Here is a 19,487-nt window from a genome sequence, read left to right on the forward strand (position 1 = left end):
CCGTCACGCCCCTCAGCCCTTGAACCAGCCGGAGGGGCCGGGAGAGAGGTTCTGGTAGATGTGCTTGATCTCCTGGTATTCGCGCAGGCCCGTGGGTCCCAGCTCACGTCCCACGCCCGACTGCCCGTAGCCGCCCCACTCCGCCTGGGGGAGATACGGGTGGAAGTCGTTGATCCACACCGTGCCGTGCCGCAGCCGGGCGGCGACACGCTGCGCCCGGCTCGCCTCGCCGGTCCACACACCTGCCGCGAGCCCGTAGCGGGTGTCGTTCGCGAGCTCGACCGCTTCGTCCTCGGTACGGAACGTCTCGACGGTGACCACCGGTCCGAAGACCTCCTCCTGGACGATGCGCATGGACCGGTCGCAGTCGTCGAAGATCGTCGGCAGCAGGAAGAAGCCGTGTGCGAGGTCCGGGTCGTCGGGGCGCCGGCCCCCGGTCACCAGCCGTGCTCCCTCGGACCGGCCGAGGTCGATGTACTTCTCCACCTTGGCCCGGTGTTCGGCGGAGCTGAGCGGACCGCTCTCGGTGTGCGGGTCGAGGCCGTTGCCGAGCCGGATGCGGGAGGCACGGTCGGCGAGTTCCCGGACGAAGCGGTCGTGCCAGGAGTCCTGCACCAGCAGCCGTGAGCCGGCCGAGCAGACCTGCCCGGAGTGCAGGAAGGACGCGTCGAGCGTGTGGTCGACCGCGGCCTCGAAGTCCGCGTCGTCGAAGACGACGTTCGGGTTCTTGCCGCCCAGTTCCAGGGCGATGTTCTTCACCTCGCGGGCCGCCGACTCCATGATCCGGCGGCCGGTTCCCAGACCGCCCGTGAAGGACACCAGGTCCACCTCCGGGTGCACCGTCATCGCCGACCCGACGGTGGCGCCGGCGCCGAGAACGAGATTGGCCACTCCGGGAGGTGCGCCCGCCTCCTCGATGAGCCGCATCATGGCGATGGTCGTGAGCGGGGTGATCTCGCTCGGTTTGAGGACGAACGTGTTGCCCGCGGCGAGCGCCGGTGCGACCTTCCAAGAAGCCTGGAGCAGTGGATAGTTCCAGGGGGCGATCAGCGCGCAGACCCCGACGGGTTCGTGGACGACGCGGCTGAGAACGTCCGGGCCGGCGTCGACGACGCGTCCCGCGTCCTTGCCGGCCATCTCGGCGAAGTAGCGGAAGGCGTTCGACACGTCCTTGACGTCGATCCGGGCTTCGGCAAGGGTCTTGCCCGTGTTCAGGGTCTCGTCCCGCGCGATCTCCTCGATGTCCCGCAGGAGGTACTCCGCCACCCGGAACAGGACGTCCGCCCGTCGCTGTGTCGGCGCGGCCGCCCAGTCAGCGGCGTGGAAGGCCCGCCTGGCCGCTGTCACCGCGCGGTCGACGTCCGTGGCATCGCCCTCGTCGACACTGCGGACAACGGTCGCGTCGAAGGGATTGACCACCTCCCGTGTCGTGCCTGTCGCGCCCCGGACCCACTCACCGTCGATGAACAGATCGGGCATCGCCGCCACTCCTCCGTGCAGGGCCGAAGCCGTCCTACCGCCGAACCTCCAACCTGCGTCAGCGCCCGAGCCGGGCCGGAGCGGCACACCGCAGGTGCGCGGGCGCGGGCCCATAAGTTGACCCCGCTGGTCTACGGGCGCCTCGCGCGCTTGCGGTGCGGGGGGGGCAGGCGCGATCCACGGGAGGACGTGCCGACCTGCCCTCGGGTTCAGGCCTCGGGTTCAGGCCTCGGGCTCAGGACTCAGGCTCAGAACTCAGGCTCAGGTCTCGGGCTCAGGTCTCGGCCGGCGCCTCGGCGGGAGCGGGACGTGCGGCGCTGTGGCATCGGCGGGCAGTGCGAGCTGACCCCTTCCACGCAAAAGGGCCCCCACAGGCTCTCGCCTGCGAAGACCCTTCGCACGGTCGGGACGACAGGATTTGAACCTGCGACCCCTTGACCCCCAGTCAAGTGCGCTACCAAGCTGCGCCACGTCCCGTTGCCCGTCTGACCTGGGATTTCCCCTGGCCGAACGTGCACGGAAACAATACCGCACTCCGGCCGGTGGTCGCGCACTCCTTTATTCGGGGCCGACGGACCGGGTATTCGAGGCCGACGGACCGGGCGCGGCCACGGCGGCGAGAAGCACCGGCCGGCGCTTGACCTGAAGTTTGGTTGAGGTTGCACGATCGTCGGTATGACGATCACGACGGAACGCGGTTCCCAGCAGTACGCGTACACCGACCTGCCCCGGCTGATGGGGCTGATGACCGGCGACGAGAAGCACGGGCCCGCCGCGACGTCCACGCTGGACGCGCTGTGGGTGCTCTACGACCGTGTGCTGCGCGTCGCTCCCGAGCGGGTGGACGAGCCGGGGCGGGACCGGTTCCTGCTGTCCAAGGGGCACGGGCCGATGGCGTACTACGCCGTTCTCGCCGCCAAGGGGTTCCTGCCGGTCGACTGGCTGCCGGACTTCGGCTCGTACGACTCGCCGCTCGGGCACCACCCCGACCGCGTCCTGGTGCCGGGCGCCGAGATCGGCAGCGGGTCGCTCGGCCACGGGCTGCCCATCGCCGTGGGCACGGCCCTGGGGCTGCGGGCCCAGGGACTAGGCGAGCCGCGCGTCTGGGTGCTGACCGGCGACGCCGAACTCGACGAGGGGAGCAATCACGAGGCGATCGCGTACGCCGGTGCCGCCGGCCTCGAACGCCTGCACACCATCGTGATCGACAACTCCTCCGCCACCCACGCCCTGACCGGCGGGATCGCCGCCCGCTTCGAGGCGGCCGGCTGGGCCACCACGACCGTCGACGGCCACGACCACGAGGCCTTGCACGCCGCCTTCACCGCGCCCCACGAGGGCCGGCCGCTCGCAGTCGTCGCCCGTGTCCGCCCGAAGGACGCCTGAGTCCGTCTCTCCTGCGCGCATCGGCCTCACACCACACAGCACTCACACCGCACAGCACTCGCCGCCCGCCGTACGTTCCGTGAAAGGACACCCCCTCCATGGACACCATGCGTGACCGTTTCGCCCCCGTCGTCTCCCGGCTGCTCGACGAGGACCCCCGGGTCGTGGTCGTCCTCGCCGAGATCGGCAAGGACGGCTTCACCGAGGCCCGGCGCAGGCATCCCGACCGGGTGATCAACGTCGGTATCCGCGAACAGCTCCTGGTCGGAGCCGGTGCGGGGCTCGCCCTGACCGGGCTGCGGCCGGTGCTGCACACGTTCGCCAGTTTTCTGGTCGAGCGGCCCTTCGAGCAGGTCAAGCTGGATCTCGGCCACCAGGACGTGGGCGCGGTCCTCGTCAGCGCCGCGGCCTCCTTCGACTGGCCCGCCGGCGGCTACACCCATATGTCGCCCGGTGACGTGGCCCTCCTGGACACGCTGGACGGCTGGACCATGCACGTCCCCGGTCATCCGGACGAGGCGGAGACGCTGCTCAGGCACGCCGTGGCCGCGGGCGACGACAAGGTGTACGTACGGCTGTCCGTGCAGTCGAACGCGCGGCGCCGCGCCGTCGACGGCGAGCGCTTCCTGACCGTCCGCGAGGGACGCGCGGGCGTGGTCGTCGCCGTCGGCCCGCTGCTCGACCCCGTGCTCGAAGCCACCGAGGGACTCGACGTCACCGTCCTGTACGCGACCACCGTCCGCCCCTTCGACGCCGTCGCCCTGCGCCGGGCCACGGAGACCGCGGGCACCGATGTCGTCCTGGTCGAGCCGTACCTGGCGGGGACCTCGACCGCCGCCGCGAACGACGCGCTCCACGATGTGCCGCACCGTGTGCTCGGCCTCGGCGTGGGCCGGCCCGAGCTGCGCCGCTACGGCAGCGTCGACGAGCACATGGCGGCCCATGGGCTGGACGCGGGATCGCTGCGGCAGCGGATCGCGGAGTTCGCGGGCGCCCCGGCGCGCGCCTGACAGCCGCTGCCACGGCGCACCGACAGCGCCGGCAGGTGGTCAGTCCGCGGCCGGAAGCCCCAACTCCGGGTGGGCGTCGATCAGTCGGGGCGGAGCCGCCTGCCGCCAGGAGTCGGCGAGGATGTCGCGCAGTTCGGCCTCGTCCTCCAGCGCCACGAGCCGGACCCGCACCCAGGCGAAGCCGGCCTCGTGGTCGGCGATCCAGAACTTCCGGGGCTCCGCCAGGGCGAGTTCGTCGCGCTCCTCCTTGGGGCAGCGCACGGCGATGGAGGTCTCGTCCTCCGGCACGGTGGCGAACATCTTGCCCGCGACCCTGAAGGTGGGCATGTTCCAGGCGACCTTCTCCGTGGTGTCCGGCAGGGAGAGGGCGATACGGCGTACGTCTTCGGCATCCAGCATGAGTCGCACCGTAACCAACGCCACCGACAACGCCCTGCGGGAGCGGACGGCCCACAGCCGACACCGACAGCCGACAGCCGACAGCGGCGCCGTACCGTGCCGCCGCCCCCTACAGGGCCGGCGGCACACCGTCGCACTCGACTCCCACCCGCTCGTAGAAGATCGCCGGTCAGTCCACGGTCGCGGCCTCCGCCAGCGCGTCGAGGACCGGCCGGATCAGCGGATGGTTCTCCGCGCCACGGCGTACGGCCGCGAAGACCCGGCGCGTGGGCGCGACCCCGTCGACGGGCCGCACGACCACGCCCGTCAGCTCCATGCCGCGCAGCGCCGAGCGTGGCACCAGGGCCACCCCCGCGTCGGCCGAGGCGAGGGCGACGACCGCGCGGAAGTCGTCCGAGGAGTGTTCGAGGCGCGGCTGGAATCCGGCGTTCTCGCAGGCCAGGACCACCACGTCATGGCAGGGGTTGCCGGGGTACGGGCCGATCCAGGGATCCTTGGCCAGTTCGGCGAGCGGGACCTCGGCCGTGTCGGCGAGGCGGTGGGTGACGGGGACTACGGCGTCGAAGGGCTCCGCGTACAGCGGGATGTGCGTGAGGCGCGGATCGTCGGCGTCGGGCGCACCCCGGTACTCGACGGCGACCGCGACGTCGACCTGCCGGTCGAGGACCATCGGCAGGCTGGCGTCCCCCTCGGCGTCCTGGACGCGGATCCGGATGCCGGGCGCGGTCGTGGCGAGCCGGGCCAGGGCGGGCGCGACGACGAGGCCGATGCCCGTGGCGAAGGAGGCGAGCGTGACCGTGCCCGCGGAGCCCGCGCTGTACGCCGCCAACTCGGCCTCGGCGCGCTCCAGTTGAGCGAGTACGGCGTGGGTGTGACCAAGCAGGATCTCGCCGGCCGGGGTGAGGCGTACACCTCGGGCGCTGCGCTCGACGAGGCGGTGGCCGGTCTCCTGTTCCAGGGCGGTCAGCTGCTGGGAGACCGCGGAGGGCGTGAGATACAGCGCGGCGGCAGCCGCCGTCACCGTGCGGTGGTCGGCCACCGCACGGAGGATGTGGAGCCGCCGCGCCTCGATCATGCGGTCGATTCTCTCAGGTCGGGCAAACCGGCCTGTCCGCGCGCCGAGCAGACCGGAATCCCCGGGCGCGAAGGCGCTCGGCGCGTTCCCGCACACCGGGGCCCGCCCCGCAGCCCCCCACACCGGGGCGCCCCGAAGCGTCCCCCGCACGCCGACGCGACCCGGATCGTCCGTCGCGTCGCGTCGCGTCGCCTCAGACCGGGGCCTCCCCCACGTCGGGCGAACCGGGTCGCCGCCCCCTGCTCAAGCCTCCAAGCTCAGACCTCCACGCTCAGGCCTCCAAGCTCAGGCCTCCAGCTCCGCGCGCGCGGACACGAAGGCGTCCACGGCCCGGTTCACGTCGTCCGTCGAGTGCGCGGCGGACAGCTGGACGCGGATGCGGGCCTGCCCCTGCGGGACCACCGGGTACGAGAAGCCGATGACGTAGACGCCGCGCTCCAGGAGCAGCTCGGCCAGGCGGCCGGCCACGGCCGCGTCGCCGATCATGACCGGCGCGATCGCATGGTCGCCGGGGAGGATGTCGAAGCCCTCCTCCGTCATCCGGGAACGGAACAGCGCGGTGTTCTCGGCGAGCCGCACGCGCAGGTCGTCCGCCGACTCCAGCAGGTCCAGAACCTTGAGGGAGGCCGCCGCGATCACCGGAGCGAGCGTGTTCGAGAAGAGGTACGGGCGCGAGCGCTGGCGCAGCAGGGCGACGATCTCGGCACGGGCGGCGACGTAACCGCCGGACGCGCCGCCGAGCGCCTTGCCGAGGGTGCCGGTGATGATGTCGACGCGGTCCATCACGCCGTGCAGCTCAGGAGTGCCGCGTCCGCCGGGGCCGACGAAGCCGACCGCGTGCGAGTCGTCGACCATGACCATCGCGTCGTAGCGGTCGGCGAGGTCGCAGATCTCCCGCAGCGGGGCCACGTAGCCGTCCATGGAGAAGACGCCGTCGGTGACGATCAGCCGGCGCCGGGCACCCGAAGCCTCCTTCAGCTGTCGCTCCAGATCGGCCATGTCGCGGTTCGCGTACCGGAAGCGGCGGGCCTTGGACAGCCGGATCCCGTCGATGATCGACGCGTGGTTGAGGGCGTCGGAGATGACCGCGTCCTCGGCGCCGAGGAGGGTTTCGAAGACGCCTCCGTTGGCGTCGAAGCAGGAGGAGTAGAGGATCGTGTCCTCCTGGCCGAGGAATGCGGACAGCCGCCGCTCCAGCTCCTTGTGCACCTCCTGCGTACCGCAGATGAAGCGCACGGAGGCCATGCCGTAGCCCCAGCGGTCGAGCGCCTCGTGGGCGGCGGCGATGACCTCGGGATGGTCGGCGAGGCCGAGGTAGTTGTTCGCGCAGAAGTTGAGGACCTCGCCGGGGCGGCCGCCCGCCGTGACACTCACGGTGGCGGACTGCGGGGTGCCGATGACGCGCTCGGGCTTGTGCAGACCGGCGGTCCGGATCTCGTCGAGGGTGGTGCGCAGATCGTCGCGTACGGAATCGAACATCATCAGTTCCTTAGAGTCCTCAGAGGGTCCAGTCGAGGATGACCTTGCCGCCGCGGCCGCTCGCCGCGTCGGCGAACGCCGCCTCGTAGTCGCGGTAGCCGTACCGGCCGGTGATCACGGGAGCGAGGTCGAGGCCGCCTTCGAGGAGGACGGACATCGCGTACCAGGTCTCGAACATCTCGCGGCCGTAGATGCCCTTGATCGTGATCATGGAGGTGACGATCCGGGCCCAGTCGACGGGGAACTCCTGGGACGGCAGACCGAGCATGGCGATGCGGCCGCCGTGCGTCATGTTGGCGATCATGTCGCGCATGGCCTCGGGGCGGCCGGACATCTCCAGACCGATGTCGAAGCCCTCGCGCAGGCCGAGCGCGCGCTGGCCGTCGGCGATGGTCGTGTCGGCGACGTTCAGGGCGAGGCTCACGCCGATCTTGCGGGCGAGTTCCAGGCGCTCCTCGCTGACGTCGGTGATCATGACGTTGCGGGCGCCGGCGTGACGGGCCACGGCGGCCGCCATCAGGCCGATCGGGCCCGCCCCGGTGATGAGCACGTCCTCGCCGACCAGCGGGAAGGACAGGGCCGTGTGCACGGCGTTGCCGAACGGGTCGAAGATCGCGGCCACGTCGAGGTCGACGGGAACGCGGTGCACCCAGACGTTGGCCGCGGGCAGGGCCACGTACTCGGCGAACGCCCCGTCCCGGCCGACGCCGAGCCCGACCGTCGCACGGCACAGATGACGGCGTCCGGCCTGGCAGTTGCGGCACTTGCCGCAGACCAGGTGGCCCTCGCCGCTGACCCGGTCACCGGCCTTGATGTCGACGACGTCGCGGCCGGTCTCGACGACCTCACCGACGAACTCGTGACCGAGCACGAGCGGGGTACGGACGGCTTGCTGCGCCCAGCCGTCCCAGGACCGGATGTGCAGGTCGGTGCCGCAGATCCCGGTCCTGAGGACCTTGATCAGTACGTCGCCGGGCCCGATCTCGGGCTCCGGGACGTCCATGAGCCAGAGCCCGGGCTCCGCCTTCTCCTTGACCAGCGCCTTCAAGCTGTGGCTCCTGTGGTGAGGTCCCGGAGCAGGGCATGCCGAAGAAGCCCGTGCCGGGGAGGGGTGAATCCAAGAGGTTGAATCCAAGGGGTGGAAATCCCTCAGAAATCTGCCGTACGGCACCGCCCCGGGTCCATCGAGGTTTTCTTAAGCGCCGCCACAGCTTTCCTTCACACCTCAGCCGTTTCCTTCCGGCCACGGCTGTCCGGCCCGCCTCGGCGTGCCCGGGCGGCTGACCCCCGGCCGCCCTCAGATCCCGCCGCTCTCCCGCCGTCCGATCTGCTCGACCAGCTCCGCCGCCAGCGCCTTGATGGTCTCCAGGCCGGCTCTCCCCCACGGGCGCGGCTCGATGTCGACGACGCAGATCGTGCCGAGGGCGATACCCGTGCGGTCGATGAGCGGGGCGCCGAGGTAAGAGCGGATGCCGATCTCGTCGACGACCGGGTTCCCGGCGAAGCGGGGGTAGTCGCAGACGTCCTCCAGGACGAGAGCCTTGCGCCGGACCACGACATGGGGGCAGAAGCCGTAGTCGCGGGCCATGTAGCGGCGCACGTCGGGTGGTTCCGCGCCGTCCGCGGCGGGCCGACCGCCCGACCCCGTGCCGTCGGGTGCGTGCAGGCCCGCGAAGAACTGCCGGTTCTCGTCGATGAAGTTGACCATCGCGTACGGCACCGCCGCGACCTCCGCGAGCCGGTCCGCGAAGGCGTCGAAGACGGGCTCCGGGCGTTCGCCGAGCCCGAGGCGGCGCAGCCGTCGTACGCGCTCGGGGGCGTCCTTGTCCTCGGGCGTCAGCAGCAGCCGGCCGATCGGACGCGGTGGGTCGTAGCTCATCCGCGGGCTCCGCGGCCGACGACGCGGCTCATGTGTGGGCTCCGTGGCTCGGGGCGGTCGCCGGGGCGTGGGCGAGGAGATGCCGTACGAGCGTGAGCAGGGTCTGTACGCCCGAGCTGGAGATCCGGGCGTCGCAGCGCACGACGGGAATGTGCGGGTCCAGGTCGATGGCCGCGCGTACCTCCGCGGGGTCGTACCGGTAGCCGCCGTCGAAGTCGTTGATCGCCACGATGAAGGCAAGACCACGCTGCTCGAAGAAGTCGACGGCGGCGAAACAGTCCTCCAGTCGACGGGTGTCGGCGAGGATCACCGCGCCGAGCGCACCCTCGGAGAGTTCGTCCCACATGAACCAGAACCGCTGCTGTCCGGGCGTGCCGAACAGGTAGAGCACGTGTTCGGGGTCGAGGGTGATGCGGCCGAAGTCCATCGCCACGGTCGTCTCGACCTTGTTCTCGATCCCGTCGAGATTGTCGGTCGCGGCGCCGACCGTGGTGAGCAGCTCCTCCGTGCTGAGCGGCGCGATCTCGCTCACCGCGCCGACGAAGGTCGTCTTGCCGACTCCGAACCCTCCGGCCACCAGGATTTTCAACGCGGTGGGGAAGGGATCAGAGCTGTCGTCGTAGTCCATCGAGCACTGCCTCCAGAAGAGACCGGTCAGTGGGGTTGTGGTAGAACTCCGGGGGTTTCGTGGTGAGCGCCCCGCAGTCGACGAGGTCGGACAGCAGCACCTTGGTGACCGCCGCCGGCAGCTTCAGATGGGCGGCCACCTCGGCGACCGAGACGGGCGCCCGGCACAGTTCGAGTGCCTGGGTGTGCTCGGGGCCGAGGTAGCCGAGGGGGGTGACCCCGGTGGCCATCACCTGCGACAGGAGATCGAGCGCCGTGGTCGGCCGTGTCCTGCCGTTGCTGACCGTGTACGGGCGCACGAGGCGTCCGGCCGCGTCATCGAGCCAGGGCCCATCACCGGCCGCGGCCGCGTTCAAGGCCGCATCGCCGGGGGCTGCGCGGCGGCCTGCCGGGGCGCCGTCATCAGATACGGCCGCACGCTCTTGACCAGCATCGCCATCTCGTAGCCGAGGACCGCCGCGTCGGCCTCGCGGCCCGCGAGCACGGCGAGACAGGTGCCGGAACCCGCGGTGGACACGAACAGCAGGGTCGAGTCGAGTTCGACGACGACCTGCCGTACGTCTCCGCCGTCCCCGAAGCGGATGCCCGCGCTGCGGCCGAGGGAGTAGAGGCCGGAGGCCAGGGCTGCCATGTGGTCGGCGCTGTCCGGGTCGAGGCCGTGGACCGACTTCACGAGGCCGTCGCAGGAGAGGAGAACCGCGCTCGTGGTGTGCGGTACGCGCTGCACGAGGCCGCTCATCAGCCAGTCGAGATCGGATACATGGCCGGTCGGGGCATCGCTCGCCATGATGGATCGACTCCTTGAGGTACGAGGGTCCGCGGGAGCGGAGGGGGTGGGGGGTGGGGTGTTCATCCGGCGGGTGCGCTCCCGTCGTGCCGGGGGGTGAGGTCATGTCCGGGCGCGGGCGCGTGACCCGCGTGCGCCTCGGCTATGTGTGCCGGATCCATGGGAGGGACGGGTTCCATGGGCGTGTTGATGTGGGGCACGCCGATGCCCGTCGGCTCCGGAGTCGCGTACGGCTCGGGGGCGGTGTACGACTCGGGGGCCGGGTACGGCTCATGGGCCCTGTACGGCTCGGGGGCCGCGTCCGGCGCCGACGGGACCGTCTCCAACTGCTGCTGCGCCTCGGCGAGTCCGATGCCGCGTTGGAACGCCGCCATCAGGCCGGGGTCGTGTCCGATGTACCGGCCGGCGTCCTGGCGGGGCAACGGCGGGGGGCCGTCGCGGAGTTGGGGCGCGATGTGCTCCTGGGCCCGGCGGCGGATTCTGCGGGGTCTGGAGGGTCCCCGGGGCCTGCGGAGTCCGTGACTGCGTCTGCTGTCCGCCTCCGGTCACCGCCTGCGCGGCCGCCCCGCCGTTCATGCCCTGGGGCAGCGTCCGCGGTGCTTCACCGGGTCCGCCGGGCACCGCGCCCAGCAGTTCCTGCGGTACGACGAGCACCGCCTGGACGCCGCCGTAGATGTTGCTCTGCAGCCGCACGTGGATGCCGTGCCGGCGCGCGAGCTGCGAGACCACGAACAGGCCGATGCGGCCGTCCTGGAGCAGGCTGGCGACGTTCACCTGGTCGGGGTCGGTGAGCAGGGTGTTCATCTTGTTCTGTTCGCTGAGCGGCATGCCGAGGCCGCGGTCCTCGACCTCGACGGCGAGCCCCGAGGTGACGAGGTTGACGCGCAGCAGCACCTGGGTGTGCGGGGCCGAGAACACCGTGGCGTTCTCGACGAGTTCGGCCAGCAGATGGATGACGTCGGCGACGGCGTGCCCGCGCAGAGTGCCGTCGATCGGCGGCACCAGCTTGACCCGCGAGTACTGCTCGACCTCGGCGATCGCGGAGCGCAGCACCTCCGTCATGGAGACGGGCTTGCTCCACTGCCGGCGCGAGACGGCGCCGCCGAGCACGGCGAGGTTCTCGGCGTGGCGCCGGATGCGGGTGGCGAGGTGGTCGACGTGGAAGAGGCCCTTGAGCAGGTCCGGGTCCTCGATCTCGTTCTCCAGCTCGTCGAGGATCGAGATCTCGCGGTGCACGAGCGACTGGAGGCGCCGGGCGAGATTGACGAAGACCTCGACCTTCTGTTCGCTGCCCGCCTGGCTGGAGAGCTGCGCGGCCTGCACGACGGCGGTGACGGCGCCGTCGTGGGCGCGCGCCAGCTCGGCCGCGACCAGCTCGAACTCGTCGGCGTCCGCCGCGGGCGCCGCACGGGGGGCGCGGACGGGCGGCGCCTCGCCACGGCGCAGCGTCTCGACGAGCGCGCGCAGCTCGGCCTCGCCGCGGGCGCCGTCGGCGCGCAGGGCGCCGAGGCGGTCGCGTACGGACCTGGCGGCGCGGTCGGCGGCCACGGCGGCGATCACGATGCCCGCGAGGGCCACGCCGAAGGCTCCGGCGAGCACGGCCCACAGGGTGAGATCGGGCCGGGCGCCGGTGGAGCGGACGGTGAAGAGCACGGCGGCGCAGCCACTGAGGGCCACCGCGATGGGCGGCAGTACCGCCAGGCGCAGCAACTGGGGCCGTATGTGGGTCTCGGGCAGCGAGGGGACGGTGCGGGCGACCGGCCGTCCGTGCCGCCCGCCCTCACGGCGGTCTGCGCGTGCGGCCGGTGCGCGGAGGTGAGACATCGGAGTCCTCGTACTGGGTGCGTCGGGAGCGTGGGCTCCCGCGGATCAGCGCGACTCGGGCATGCGCCATCGCGGCGTCGGTCGAGAGAGCCGAAAAAAACGGCCCTGCGTCGCCCGACGGCAACTGACAGTAGTCGGCAACGCATCATGTGCGGTGGGCAGTTGACAAAGTCCCATGGCAAGCGTCCCGCTCTGGTATGAGGCGTCGCACAGCAGACCGATAACCCCGCCCGACCCACGTTCCCCTGACGTACCAAAACGATCAGAGCTGATCAGAAGCGGTCTTGAGCAGACGGCGAGGGCCGAGGAGCACTGTGCTCCTCGGCCCTCGCCGTCGATCGGATTTCCAGCCCGCGGAGCCGGTGACTCAGCCCGCGGCGACGGTCTCCGGCTCTCCGGTGCCCTCCACGGCGCCCTCGGGGATGTCACGCGGCGTATCGCCCGGGATCGGCCCGACGGCGGGCCACCCGCCCTGCGGGGTAACGGCCACACCGCGCCACCAGGGCTCGGACGGCACGGTCTCGGCCGTGGGTTCGAAGGGCTCGCCGGGGCGGGGCAGGGCGATGCGCGCGCCGGCCGCGCGGGCGGCGGTGATCGTCCCCTCGCCGGGCTCGACCCACGGGTGCGGCGCCAGGTTGAACGTCGCCCAGTGGATCGGCAGCATCACTCCGCCGGGCCGGCCGCCCTGAAGGTCGAGGTGGGCGCGCATGCCCTCCTCGGGGGTCATATGAATGTCGGGCCAGAACTCACTGAACGCGCCGATCTGGATCATCGTGGCGTCGAACGGGCCGTGTTCGGCACCGATGTCCTTGAAGCCTCCGAAGTAACCCGTGTCACCGCTGTGGTAGATCCGGTGGGTGTCGCCCGCGACGGCCCAGGAGGCCCAGAGGGTGTGCTGGACGTTGCGCAGGCCGCGGCCGCAGAAGTGACGGGCGGGGGTGGCGGTCAGGGAGATGCCGCCCACCTTCGTCGACTCGTTCCAGTCCAGCTCGCGCAGCCGGTCCGGGGAGACGCCCCAGTGCTCCAGGTGGGCGCCGACGCCGAGCGGCACCGCGAAGACCGTGTCCGTACCGGCCAGGGCCTTGATCGTGGGCAGGTCCAGGTGGTCGTAGTGGTCGTGGGAGATGACGACGACGTCGACCGGGCCGAGGGCGGCCAGCGGCAGCGGCACGGGGTGCAGCCGCTTGGGCCCGACGAAGTCGAACGGGGAACAGCGCTCGCCCCAGACCGGGTCGAAGAGCACCCGGTGGCCGTCGATCTCGGCGAGCACGCTGGAGTGCCCCATCCAGGTCAGCCGCAGTCCGCTCGCCGGAGGCCTGGCGAGGTCGGCGAAGGTCGTGGGGTGCACCGGGACCGTGCCGGCCGGGGAGCGGCGGGTGCGCTCCTCCTTGCGGAGGAACACCTTCGCCAGCTCCAGCGTGGAGCCGCCGGCGGGGCGGGTGCGGGTGCCCTCCGGGTTCACGAAGGAGCCGTCCACGAAATTGGGTGATCTGCGGATGCGCTCCAGGCGCTCACCGCTCGGATCCGCGCCGAAGGCGGCGGGCCGCACTGCGCGGAGCCCGGAGCTCGGGAGACGGAAACCGGTCACGGCACCTCCATGTGGAGTCGGTCAGGCCTTCCATTATGGTCGGCCCCTCTGACAGCGCCGGGTCGAGCGTGTCACAGCGCGATGTCCCGGCACACAGCGCGTCGTTCGGGCCTGGATGTCACATCCGCCACGCCCCGTCCGTCGTACCAACGAGGGCACCCGCTCAGGAGTGCCCCGGACGACGTACTGGAGGTGGCCCCCGTGGCCCGTGTCTCCCTAACCCCGCGGCGCACGTTCTTCTTCCGCATCGTGGAGTGGTATTCGAAGCGGACGTACGGCAAGGTCCTCGATCCCGGCAAGGCACTCGCCCACCATCCGCGCGTGCTGTGGGCGGACCTGCGCTTCGAGCAGTCGGTGGCCAAGTGGAACCGGCTCGACCCGGATCTGAAGGCGCTCGCCGAGATGACGGCGGCCGCGACGATCGGCTGCGCCTGGTGCATGGACTTCGGCTACTGGGTGAGCAGGGAGCGCGGGATGGCCCGGGAGAAGCTGCTCGACGTACCGTCGTGGCGCGACAGTGCGGCGTACACCCCCCTGGAGCGGGACGTCATGGAGTACGCCGAGGCGATGACCCTCACCCCGCCCGCCGTGGAGGACGACCTCGCCGCCCGCCTCGTCGACCGGCTCGGCGAGCCGGCCTTCGTCGAACTGACGGCGATGGTGGCGGTGGAGAACCTGCGTTCGCGCATCAATTCGGCGCTGGGGCTGACAAGCCAGGGCTTCAAGGACTCCTGCGACGTGCCGAGCGCCGAGGAGCGGACGGCGTCCCCCCGGGCCGTGCGGCAAGATTGACAGACTCCGACACCTCTTCGGATACTGACTGACAGTTCAGTAGCGGCCCTGCCCGTCCCCGGCCTGCCGACCGCCCTGGACGGCGCGCGCGTGCGGGCCGGGTGAGGTCGTCGACGCCCCCGCCGAGGCGCTCGCCGCTCCCCGGCCCGACGCCGATCCCCTCCCCGAGGAGCCCCGATGACCGCCCCCTTGATGACGCTCGCGTGGACCGACCACGTCACCGGACGGCAGGGGTACCTCGTCGTGGACCGCCTCGTGCGGGGAGTCTCCAGCGGCGGACTGCGGATGCGCCCGGGCTGCACCCTGGACGAGGTCGCCGGGCTCGCCCGCGGCATGACCATGAAGGAGGCCCTGCATTACAACCCCGAGGGCCGCTACATCCCCCTGGGCGGCGCCAAGGGCGGTATCGACTGCGATCCGCGCTCGCCGGAGGCGTACGGCCTGCTCGTGCGCTATCTGCGCGCCATGCGGCCGTACATCGAGAGCTGCTGGACCACCGGCGAGGACCTCGGCCTCACCCAGGACCTCGTCGACCGGGCCGCGGCCGAGGCGGGGCTCGTCTCGTCCATTCAGGCCGTGTATCCCCTGCTCGACGACGAGGCCACGGCGCGCAAGCGGCTCGCGGACGCCTTCGCGGTCGAGGTGGACGGGATCGGGCTCGACGAGCTGGTCGGCGGGTGCGGGGTCGCCGAGTCCCTGCTGGCCGCCCTGGACCGGGCCGCCGTGCCGTACGCGGGTACGCGGGTCGCCGTGCAGGGACTGGGCACCATGGGCGGGGCGACCGCGCGGTTCCTCGCGCGCGCGGGGCTCACGATCGTCGCCGTCGCCGACGTCAAGGGCACGATCGCGAACCCCGAGGGCCTCGACGTCGAGGCGCTGCTCGCGGCCCGCGACGCGTACGGGACGGTCGACCGCTCCGCGCTGCGCCCCGGCGACCGGGAGCTGCCGGGCGAGGCCTGGCTGTCCGTCGAAGCCGAGGTGCTGGTGCCGGCGGCCGTGTCGTACGTCGTCGACACCACGAACCAGCGGCGGATCGGCGCCCGGTGGATCGTCGAGGCGGCCAACATGCCCGTACTGCCCGAAGCGGAGGCACTGCTCACCGAACGCGGGATCACCGTACTGCCCGACGTCGTCGTCAACTCCGGGACGAACGCATGGTGGTGGTGGACCCTGTTCGGCGACATCGACGCCGACGCGGACGAGGCGTTCGCCCGCACGCGCCGTTCCATGCGCGCGCTGACCGACCTGATGCTGGCCCGCGCGGAGGCCGACGGAACGACACCGCGCGCCGCCGCGCACGCGATCGTCGCCGACCGGCTGCCGGTGATCGCGGAACGGTTCGGGTGGTACCGCTGACGACCGTCGCCGACGCCCCGTCACGGGGCACGGCCCGACTGCCGGCCCGCAGGCGCCTGTCACGGTGGGCGGCCATGGCCGCTGTGTAGGGTTGCCGCGTGGCGAGAGTGCGGTTGAGCGTGGCGGAGCGGCGCGAGGAACTACTGCGGGCGGCGATCGAGCAGATCGAGGCGCGGGGCGTGGCGGCGGTACGGATCGCCGATGTCGCGGCGGCGCTCGGGGTGAGCAACGCGCTGGTGCTGTACCACTTCTCGACCAAGGAGAAGCTGGTCGCCGAGGCCTTCGCCCATGCCGCCGAGGACGATCTCGCCCATCTGCGCAAGCTGCTCGGCCGCCGGACGTCGGCGCTGCGCCGGCTGCGGACCGCGGTGCGCTGGTACGCGCCGACCGGGCAGGCCAAGGGCTGGCGGCTGTGGATCGAGGGCTGGGCCGTGGCGCTGCGTGAGCCCGCGCTGCGGGAGGTCACCCAGGATCTCGACCGGCAGTGGAAGGCCGCGATCACGGAGGTCATCGCGGAGGGCGTGGCCGGGGGCGAGTTCCGCTGTCCGGACCCCACCGGCGCCGCGCTGCGGCTGACCGCGCTGCTGGACGGGCTCGCCGTACAGATGACGGCGTACTCGGGCGCGGTGTCCCGGGCGCGCACGCAGGAGTGGGTGGACGACGCGCTCGCGCGTGAACTGGGCCTGGAGCGCGCGGCGTTGACGGCGGCGACACGCTGAGCGGCCCTCAACGCAGGCACGGGCACGGCCCGGGCCGTTCGGCCCGGGCCGTGCCCGGCGCACACCGCGTGCGAGCCGTCAGACGGCCGCCGCGATCCGCATCTTGATGTCGTCCGGCGACAGGCTCCCCTTCGCCGCGACATGGTCGCCGGAGGACTCCCCGCGCAGCCTGCGCCCGATCCACGGCACCAGGTACTCGCGTGCCCAGTGGATGTCGTCGCGCCGCACCTCGAACGTGCCGCGGGGCGGCAGCGGCGGCCAGGGCTGGTCCGGATCGGCCGGGATGTCGAGGCCGAGCACCTGACCTGCCCGCAGCGCGACCCGGGTGTGCCCCTCGGGCGACAGATGCAGCCGGTCGTTGTCCCAGGCCCGCCGGTCCTGGATGGTCTTGAGGGACCACAGGTCGAGGACCGGGCAGCCGTACCGGTCGGCGATGGCACGTACGTGCCCGTTGTACGTGGCGATCTTGCCGCGCAGATGCTTCAGCACGGGCATGGTTCGGGTGTCGAAGCCGGTGGTCACCAGGACGGTGCCCACGGCGGCGGTGAGGTCGGCGACGGCGCGCTCGAAGCGCTCGGCGACCTCGTCGGGGTCGGTGCCGGGCCGGATGATGTCGTTGCCGCCCGCGCAGAAGGAGACCATGTCCGGCGCGAGCTCCTTGGCCCGCTGGAGCTGGTCCTCGACGATCTGGTCGAGCAGTTTGCCGCGTACGGCGAGATTGGTGTAGTTGAATTCGCCCTCGGGCCGCCGGTCCGCGAGAAGTACCGCGAACCGGTCGGCCCAACCGACGAAGGCCCCGTCAGGACCGGGGTCGCCGACGCCCTCGGTGAAGCTGTCCCCCACCGCCACGTACGACCCGATCACTGATCTGTTGTCACTCTTCGAATCGTCTGCCACATCGGCCCATGATTCACCTACCGCTGTGAGCTACGCGACCGTAAGAAGGGGTTGACGTGTGGTGAGATAAGCCACTCATAAAGTATGGGTCAACGGCGGAATAACAGCCTCTCAGGCGTGGTTGTACAGCCGCCACACCCGGAAGCCCGTGATCCGGAAGTGGCTCCATGTGGTCCGGAACGCGAAGTGCCCGCTCGTGTACGGCTCCGGGTCGCTGTGGTCGAAGACCGGCCGCCCGTTGTTCCACCACTGGACGGTGGAGCCGTCCGAGACGATCCGGACGCGGTTCGGCTCGTTCGCCGTGAGCAGCGGTTGCGTGTAGTCGTACAGCAGCGGCCGGACGCCCGCCTCGCCGACGTAACGGCGCAGCCGCGTGGTGGTGTTCGCGTTGGCGCCGTACCCGACGTAGTACGTCTTGAGGTGGTCGTACTCCGCGAGCGCGCCGCCCCGCGGGGTGGCGAAGAGGTCGTCCGGGGAGCGTACGTCGACGGCGTTCCAGAAGTTGTTGAGGTCGGAGACCCGGTCGTTGGCGCCCCCCGCATCGACGGGTGTGGCCGTGTACTCGATGACGTACGGGCCTTCCAGCCGCTTCCTGAACCAGACCGTGGCACCGCTCGGCACGTCGATCTCCAGGACGCCGCGGGCCGCGGTGACCGTGCCGCCGTCCTGGAGTTCGGTGGCCCACCGGCCGAGTCCGTGCCGGAAGTCGTCGTGGGCGATCAGCCGGCCCCCGCGGTGGTGCGGCGAGGCGCTCGCGGCCGTGGCGGGGGCGAGCGCGGCCAGCGCGGCACCGGTGGCCAGGGCTCCGAAGGCTCTACGTGTGGTGGTCATGGGAAGCGGCTCCTTCAGTGGTGGTGAGGGCGGGCTTCGGCACTCGCCGTGCACTTCTCCGCCTTCGGCGCCGCCGGCACATCCCACGTGGTGTCGGCGAGGGCCCAGGAGAACTGGGCGGTGGCGGCCGCGGCTGCGACTGCGGCGCCCTTGATGACGGTGCGTCGGTCGACGCGGGCACGGGGACCTCCGTAAGCGGCAGAAAGCGCTTGCGCAGGTCACTCTGGTGCCACCGACACCCACCTGTCGATGCCTTGCCCGCGCGTGCCACACGACCGCAATGCGCCGATCATGAACCCGCCACGGCCATGGGGCCGGTCACGCATCCGCGGCGGGCCCGGACAGACCGAAGGCCCGGACACCGAAAGGACAGACCGAAGGCCGGACAAACCGAAGGCCGGACCCCGGGATGGGGTCCGGCCTCAGGAGCGAAGCAGCCGGGTCAGCCGGGTCAGCCGACGACGACGCCGTGCGCGCGCAGGTAAGCGACCGGGTCCACGTCCGAGCCGTAGGAGGGGGTCGTACGGATCTCGAAGTGCAGGTGCGGTCCCGTGACATTGCCGGTCGCACCAGAGAGGCCCAGCTGCCGGCCCTCGGCCACGCTCTGCCCCGTGGAGACGGAGAGCTGGGACATGTGGGCGTACTGCGAGTACTGGCCATCGGCGTGCCGGACGACGACCTCGTTGCCGTACGCGCCGCCCCAGCCGGCCGAGACGACGGTGCCCGCGGCGACGGCCTTGATGGTGGTGCCGGTCGGGACCACGAAGTCGACGCCGGTGTGGTACCCGCTGGACCACATGCTGCCCGCGGTCTTGTAGGCGGTACCGATGGTGGCGCCGTCGACCGGCAGGGTGTAGCCGGCGCCGGTGGTGGTGTCCGCGGCCCGGGTGGCCGTGGTCGTCTTCGACGCGGGGGTCTTCGCCGTGGCGGACTTCACCCCCGTGGCCGGCTTCGTCGCCGTGGACGACTGCGTGGCGGCGCTCGACGCGGACTTGGCGCCGATCGTCAGCTTCAGACCGGGGTGGATCAGCGTCGGGTCGCCGCCGATGGCGGAGCGGTTGTCCGAGTAGAGCTTCTTCCAGCCGCCGGTGACGCTCTGCTCGTCGGCGATCTTCGAGAGGGAGTCACCCGCCCGCACCGCATACGTCTTCGTGCCGCTCTTCTCGGCGGCCCCCTGCTTCGCGGCAACGGGGGCTGCGGAGACCTTTCCGGAGACGGCCGCCGTCGGGGTGGCGGCGTGGGCGCCGGTCGCCCCCATCAGCGGCAGCGCGAGCGCGGCGCCACCGGTTCCGGCGACGGCGATCGAGCGGGTGAAACGCGGGGACCTGGGGCGGCGGTGCTTACCCTTCGCGGGCATGG

General features: G+C 71.6%; 18 protein-coding genes, 1 tRNA gene and 1 pseudogene. 5 read left to right on the top strand and 15 right to left on the bottom strand.

Going from position 1 to position 19,487, the window contains the following annotated elements:
• Nucleotides 1–12: 12 nt before the first annotated feature.
• Nucleotides 13–1,479, bottom strand: a complete 1,467-nt coding sequence (locus tag GTY58_RS08590; protein WP_010983061.1) for an aldehyde dehydrogenase family protein — start codon at nt 1,477–1,479, stop codon at nt 13–15.
• 403 nt (nt 1,480–1,882) lie between these two features.
• Nucleotides 1,883–1,956 (bottom strand) — tRNA-Pro (locus tag GTY58_RS08595).
• Nucleotides 1,957–2,154: 198 nt separating this feature from the next.
• Here GTY58_RS08595 and GTY58_RS08600 point away from each other — a divergent pair.
• Both GTY58_RS08600 and GTY58_RS08605 read left to right on the top strand, forming a co-directional pair.
• Nucleotides 2,155–2,865 carry a thiamine pyrophosphate-dependent enzyme gene (locus GTY58_RS08600; protein ID WP_010983062.1) on the top strand — a complete coding sequence of 237 codons (711 nt, stop codon included), beginning with the start codon at nt 2,155–2,157 and terminating at the stop codon, nt 2,863–2,865.
• 98 nt (nt 2,866–2,963) lie between these two features.
• On the top strand, nt 2,964–3,875 hold the full coding sequence (locus GTY58_RS08605; protein ID WP_010983063.1) for a transketolase: 912 nt from the start codon (nt 2,964–2,966) through the stop codon (nt 3,873–3,875).
• A 39-nt stretch (nt 3,876–3,914) separates the two neighbouring features.
• On the opposite strand, the gene GTY58_RS08610 is transcribed toward GTY58_RS08605, so the two are convergent.
• The 10 genes and pseudogenes from GTY58_RS08610 to GTY58_RS08655 all read right to left on the bottom strand — a co-directional run bounded on the left by GTY58_RS08610 (nt 3,915) and on the right by GTY58_RS08655 (nt 13,533).
• Entirely contained in the window at nt 3,915–4,274 is a 360-nt protein-coding gene (locus tag GTY58_RS08610) for an MmcQ/YjbR family DNA-binding protein (RefSeq protein ID WP_037645896.1), read from the bottom strand.
• A 169-nt stretch (nt 4,275–4,443) separates the two neighbouring features.
• A complete protein-coding gene (locus GTY58_RS08615) occupies nt 4,444–5,349 on the bottom strand; it encodes a LysR family transcriptional regulator (protein WP_010983065.1) in 906 nt (301 codons plus the stop codon).
• A 285-nt stretch (nt 5,350–5,634) separates the two neighbouring features.
• On the bottom strand, nt 5,635–6,828 hold the full coding sequence (locus tag GTY58_RS08620) for a glycine C-acetyltransferase (RefSeq protein WP_037646184.1): 1,194 nt from the start codon (nt 6,826–6,828) through the stop codon (nt 5,635–5,637).
• Between the two features lie 19 nt (nt 6,829–6,847).
• On the bottom strand, nt 6,848–7,876 hold the full coding sequence (gene tdh, locus GTY58_RS08625; RefSeq protein ID WP_010983067.1) for an L-threonine 3-dehydrogenase: 1,029 nt from the start codon (nt 7,874–7,876) through the stop codon (nt 6,848–6,850).
• A gap of 249 nt (nt 7,877–8,125) precedes the next feature.
• Complete coding sequence (locus GTY58_RS08630; protein ID WP_010983068.1) at nt 8,126–8,707, bottom strand: GAF domain-containing protein; 582 nt, start codon at nt 8,705–8,707, stop codon at nt 8,126–8,128.
• A 28-nt stretch (nt 8,708–8,735) separates the two neighbouring features.
• On the bottom strand, nt 8,736–9,335 hold the full coding sequence (locus GTY58_RS08635; RefSeq protein WP_037645895.1) for an ATP/GTP-binding protein: 600 nt from the start codon (nt 9,333–9,335) through the stop codon (nt 8,736–8,738).
• Nucleotides 9,313–9,690: a DUF742 domain-containing protein gene (locus GTY58_RS08640; RefSeq protein WP_037645894.1), complete on the bottom strand. Its 378-nt coding sequence runs from the start codon at nt 9,688–9,690 to the stop codon at nt 9,313–9,315. The genes GTY58_RS08635 and GTY58_RS08640 overlap by 23 nt, the downstream gene beginning before the upstream one ends.
• Entirely contained in the window at nt 9,687–10,121 is a 435-nt protein-coding gene (locus tag GTY58_RS08645; RefSeq protein WP_010983071.1) for a roadblock/LC7 domain-containing protein, read from the bottom strand. The genes GTY58_RS08640 and GTY58_RS08645 overlap by 4 nt, the downstream gene beginning before the upstream one ends.
• Before the next feature lie 62 nt (nt 10,122–10,183).
• Nucleotides 10,184–11,945, bottom strand: a pseudogene (locus GTY58_RS08650) (ATP-binding protein).
• Between the two features lie 367 nt (nt 11,946–12,312).
• Nucleotides 12,313–13,533 carry an MBL fold metallo-hydrolase gene (locus GTY58_RS08655; RefSeq protein WP_010983073.1) on the bottom strand — a complete coding sequence of 407 codons (1,221 nt, stop codon included), beginning with the start codon at nt 13,531–13,533 and terminating at the stop codon, nt 12,313–12,315.
• A 201-nt stretch (nt 13,534–13,734) separates the two neighbouring features.
• On the opposite strand from GTY58_RS08655, the gene GTY58_RS08660 reads away from it, so the two are divergent.
• The 3 genes from GTY58_RS08660 to GTY58_RS08670 all read left to right on the top strand — a co-directional run bounded on the left by GTY58_RS08660 (nt 13,735) and on the right by GTY58_RS08670 (nt 16,400).
• A complete protein-coding gene (locus GTY58_RS08660) occupies nt 13,735–14,325 on the top strand; it encodes a carboxymuconolactone decarboxylase family protein (RefSeq protein WP_037645892.1) in 591 nt (196 codons plus the stop codon).
• Between the two features lie 177 nt (nt 14,326–14,502).
• Complete coding sequence (locus GTY58_RS08665) at nt 14,503–15,681, top strand: glutamate dehydrogenase (RefSeq protein ID WP_010983075.1); 1,179 nt, start codon at nt 14,503–14,505, stop codon at nt 15,679–15,681.
• Between the two features lie 98 nt (nt 15,682–15,779).
• Complete coding sequence (locus tag GTY58_RS08670) at nt 15,780–16,400, top strand: TetR/AcrR family transcriptional regulator (protein WP_010983076.1); 621 nt, start codon at nt 15,780–15,782, stop codon at nt 16,398–16,400.
• Nucleotides 16,401–16,478: 78 nt separating this feature from the next.
• On the opposite strand, the gene GTY58_RS08675 is transcribed toward GTY58_RS08670, so the two are convergent.
• The 3 genes from GTY58_RS08675 to GTY58_RS08685 all read right to left on the bottom strand — a co-directional run bounded on the left by GTY58_RS08675 (nt 16,479) and on the right by GTY58_RS08685 (nt 19,485).
• Entirely contained in the window at nt 16,479–17,264 is a 786-nt protein-coding gene (locus GTY58_RS08675) for an SGNH/GDSL hydrolase family protein (RefSeq protein ID WP_010983077.1), read from the bottom strand.
• Nucleotides 17,265–17,408: 144 nt separating this feature from the next.
• Nucleotides 17,409–18,128 carry a DUF6250 domain-containing protein gene (locus tag GTY58_RS08680; protein ID WP_010983078.1) on the bottom strand — a complete coding sequence of 240 codons (720 nt, stop codon included), beginning with the start codon at nt 18,126–18,128 and terminating at the stop codon, nt 17,409–17,411.
• A gap of 451 nt (nt 18,129–18,579) precedes the next feature.
• Nucleotides 18,580–19,485: a LysM peptidoglycan-binding domain-containing M23 family metallopeptidase gene (locus GTY58_RS08685; protein WP_010983079.1), complete on the bottom strand. Its 906-nt coding sequence runs from the start codon at nt 19,483–19,485 to the stop codon at nt 18,580–18,582.
• Nucleotides 19,486–19,487 lie beyond the last annotated feature (2 nt).

The organism is Streptomyces sp. SID5469 (assembly GCF_009862865.1).
Classification (GTDB): domain Bacteria; phylum Actinomycetota; class Actinomycetes; order Streptomycetales; family Streptomycetaceae; genus Streptomyces; species Streptomyces avermitilis.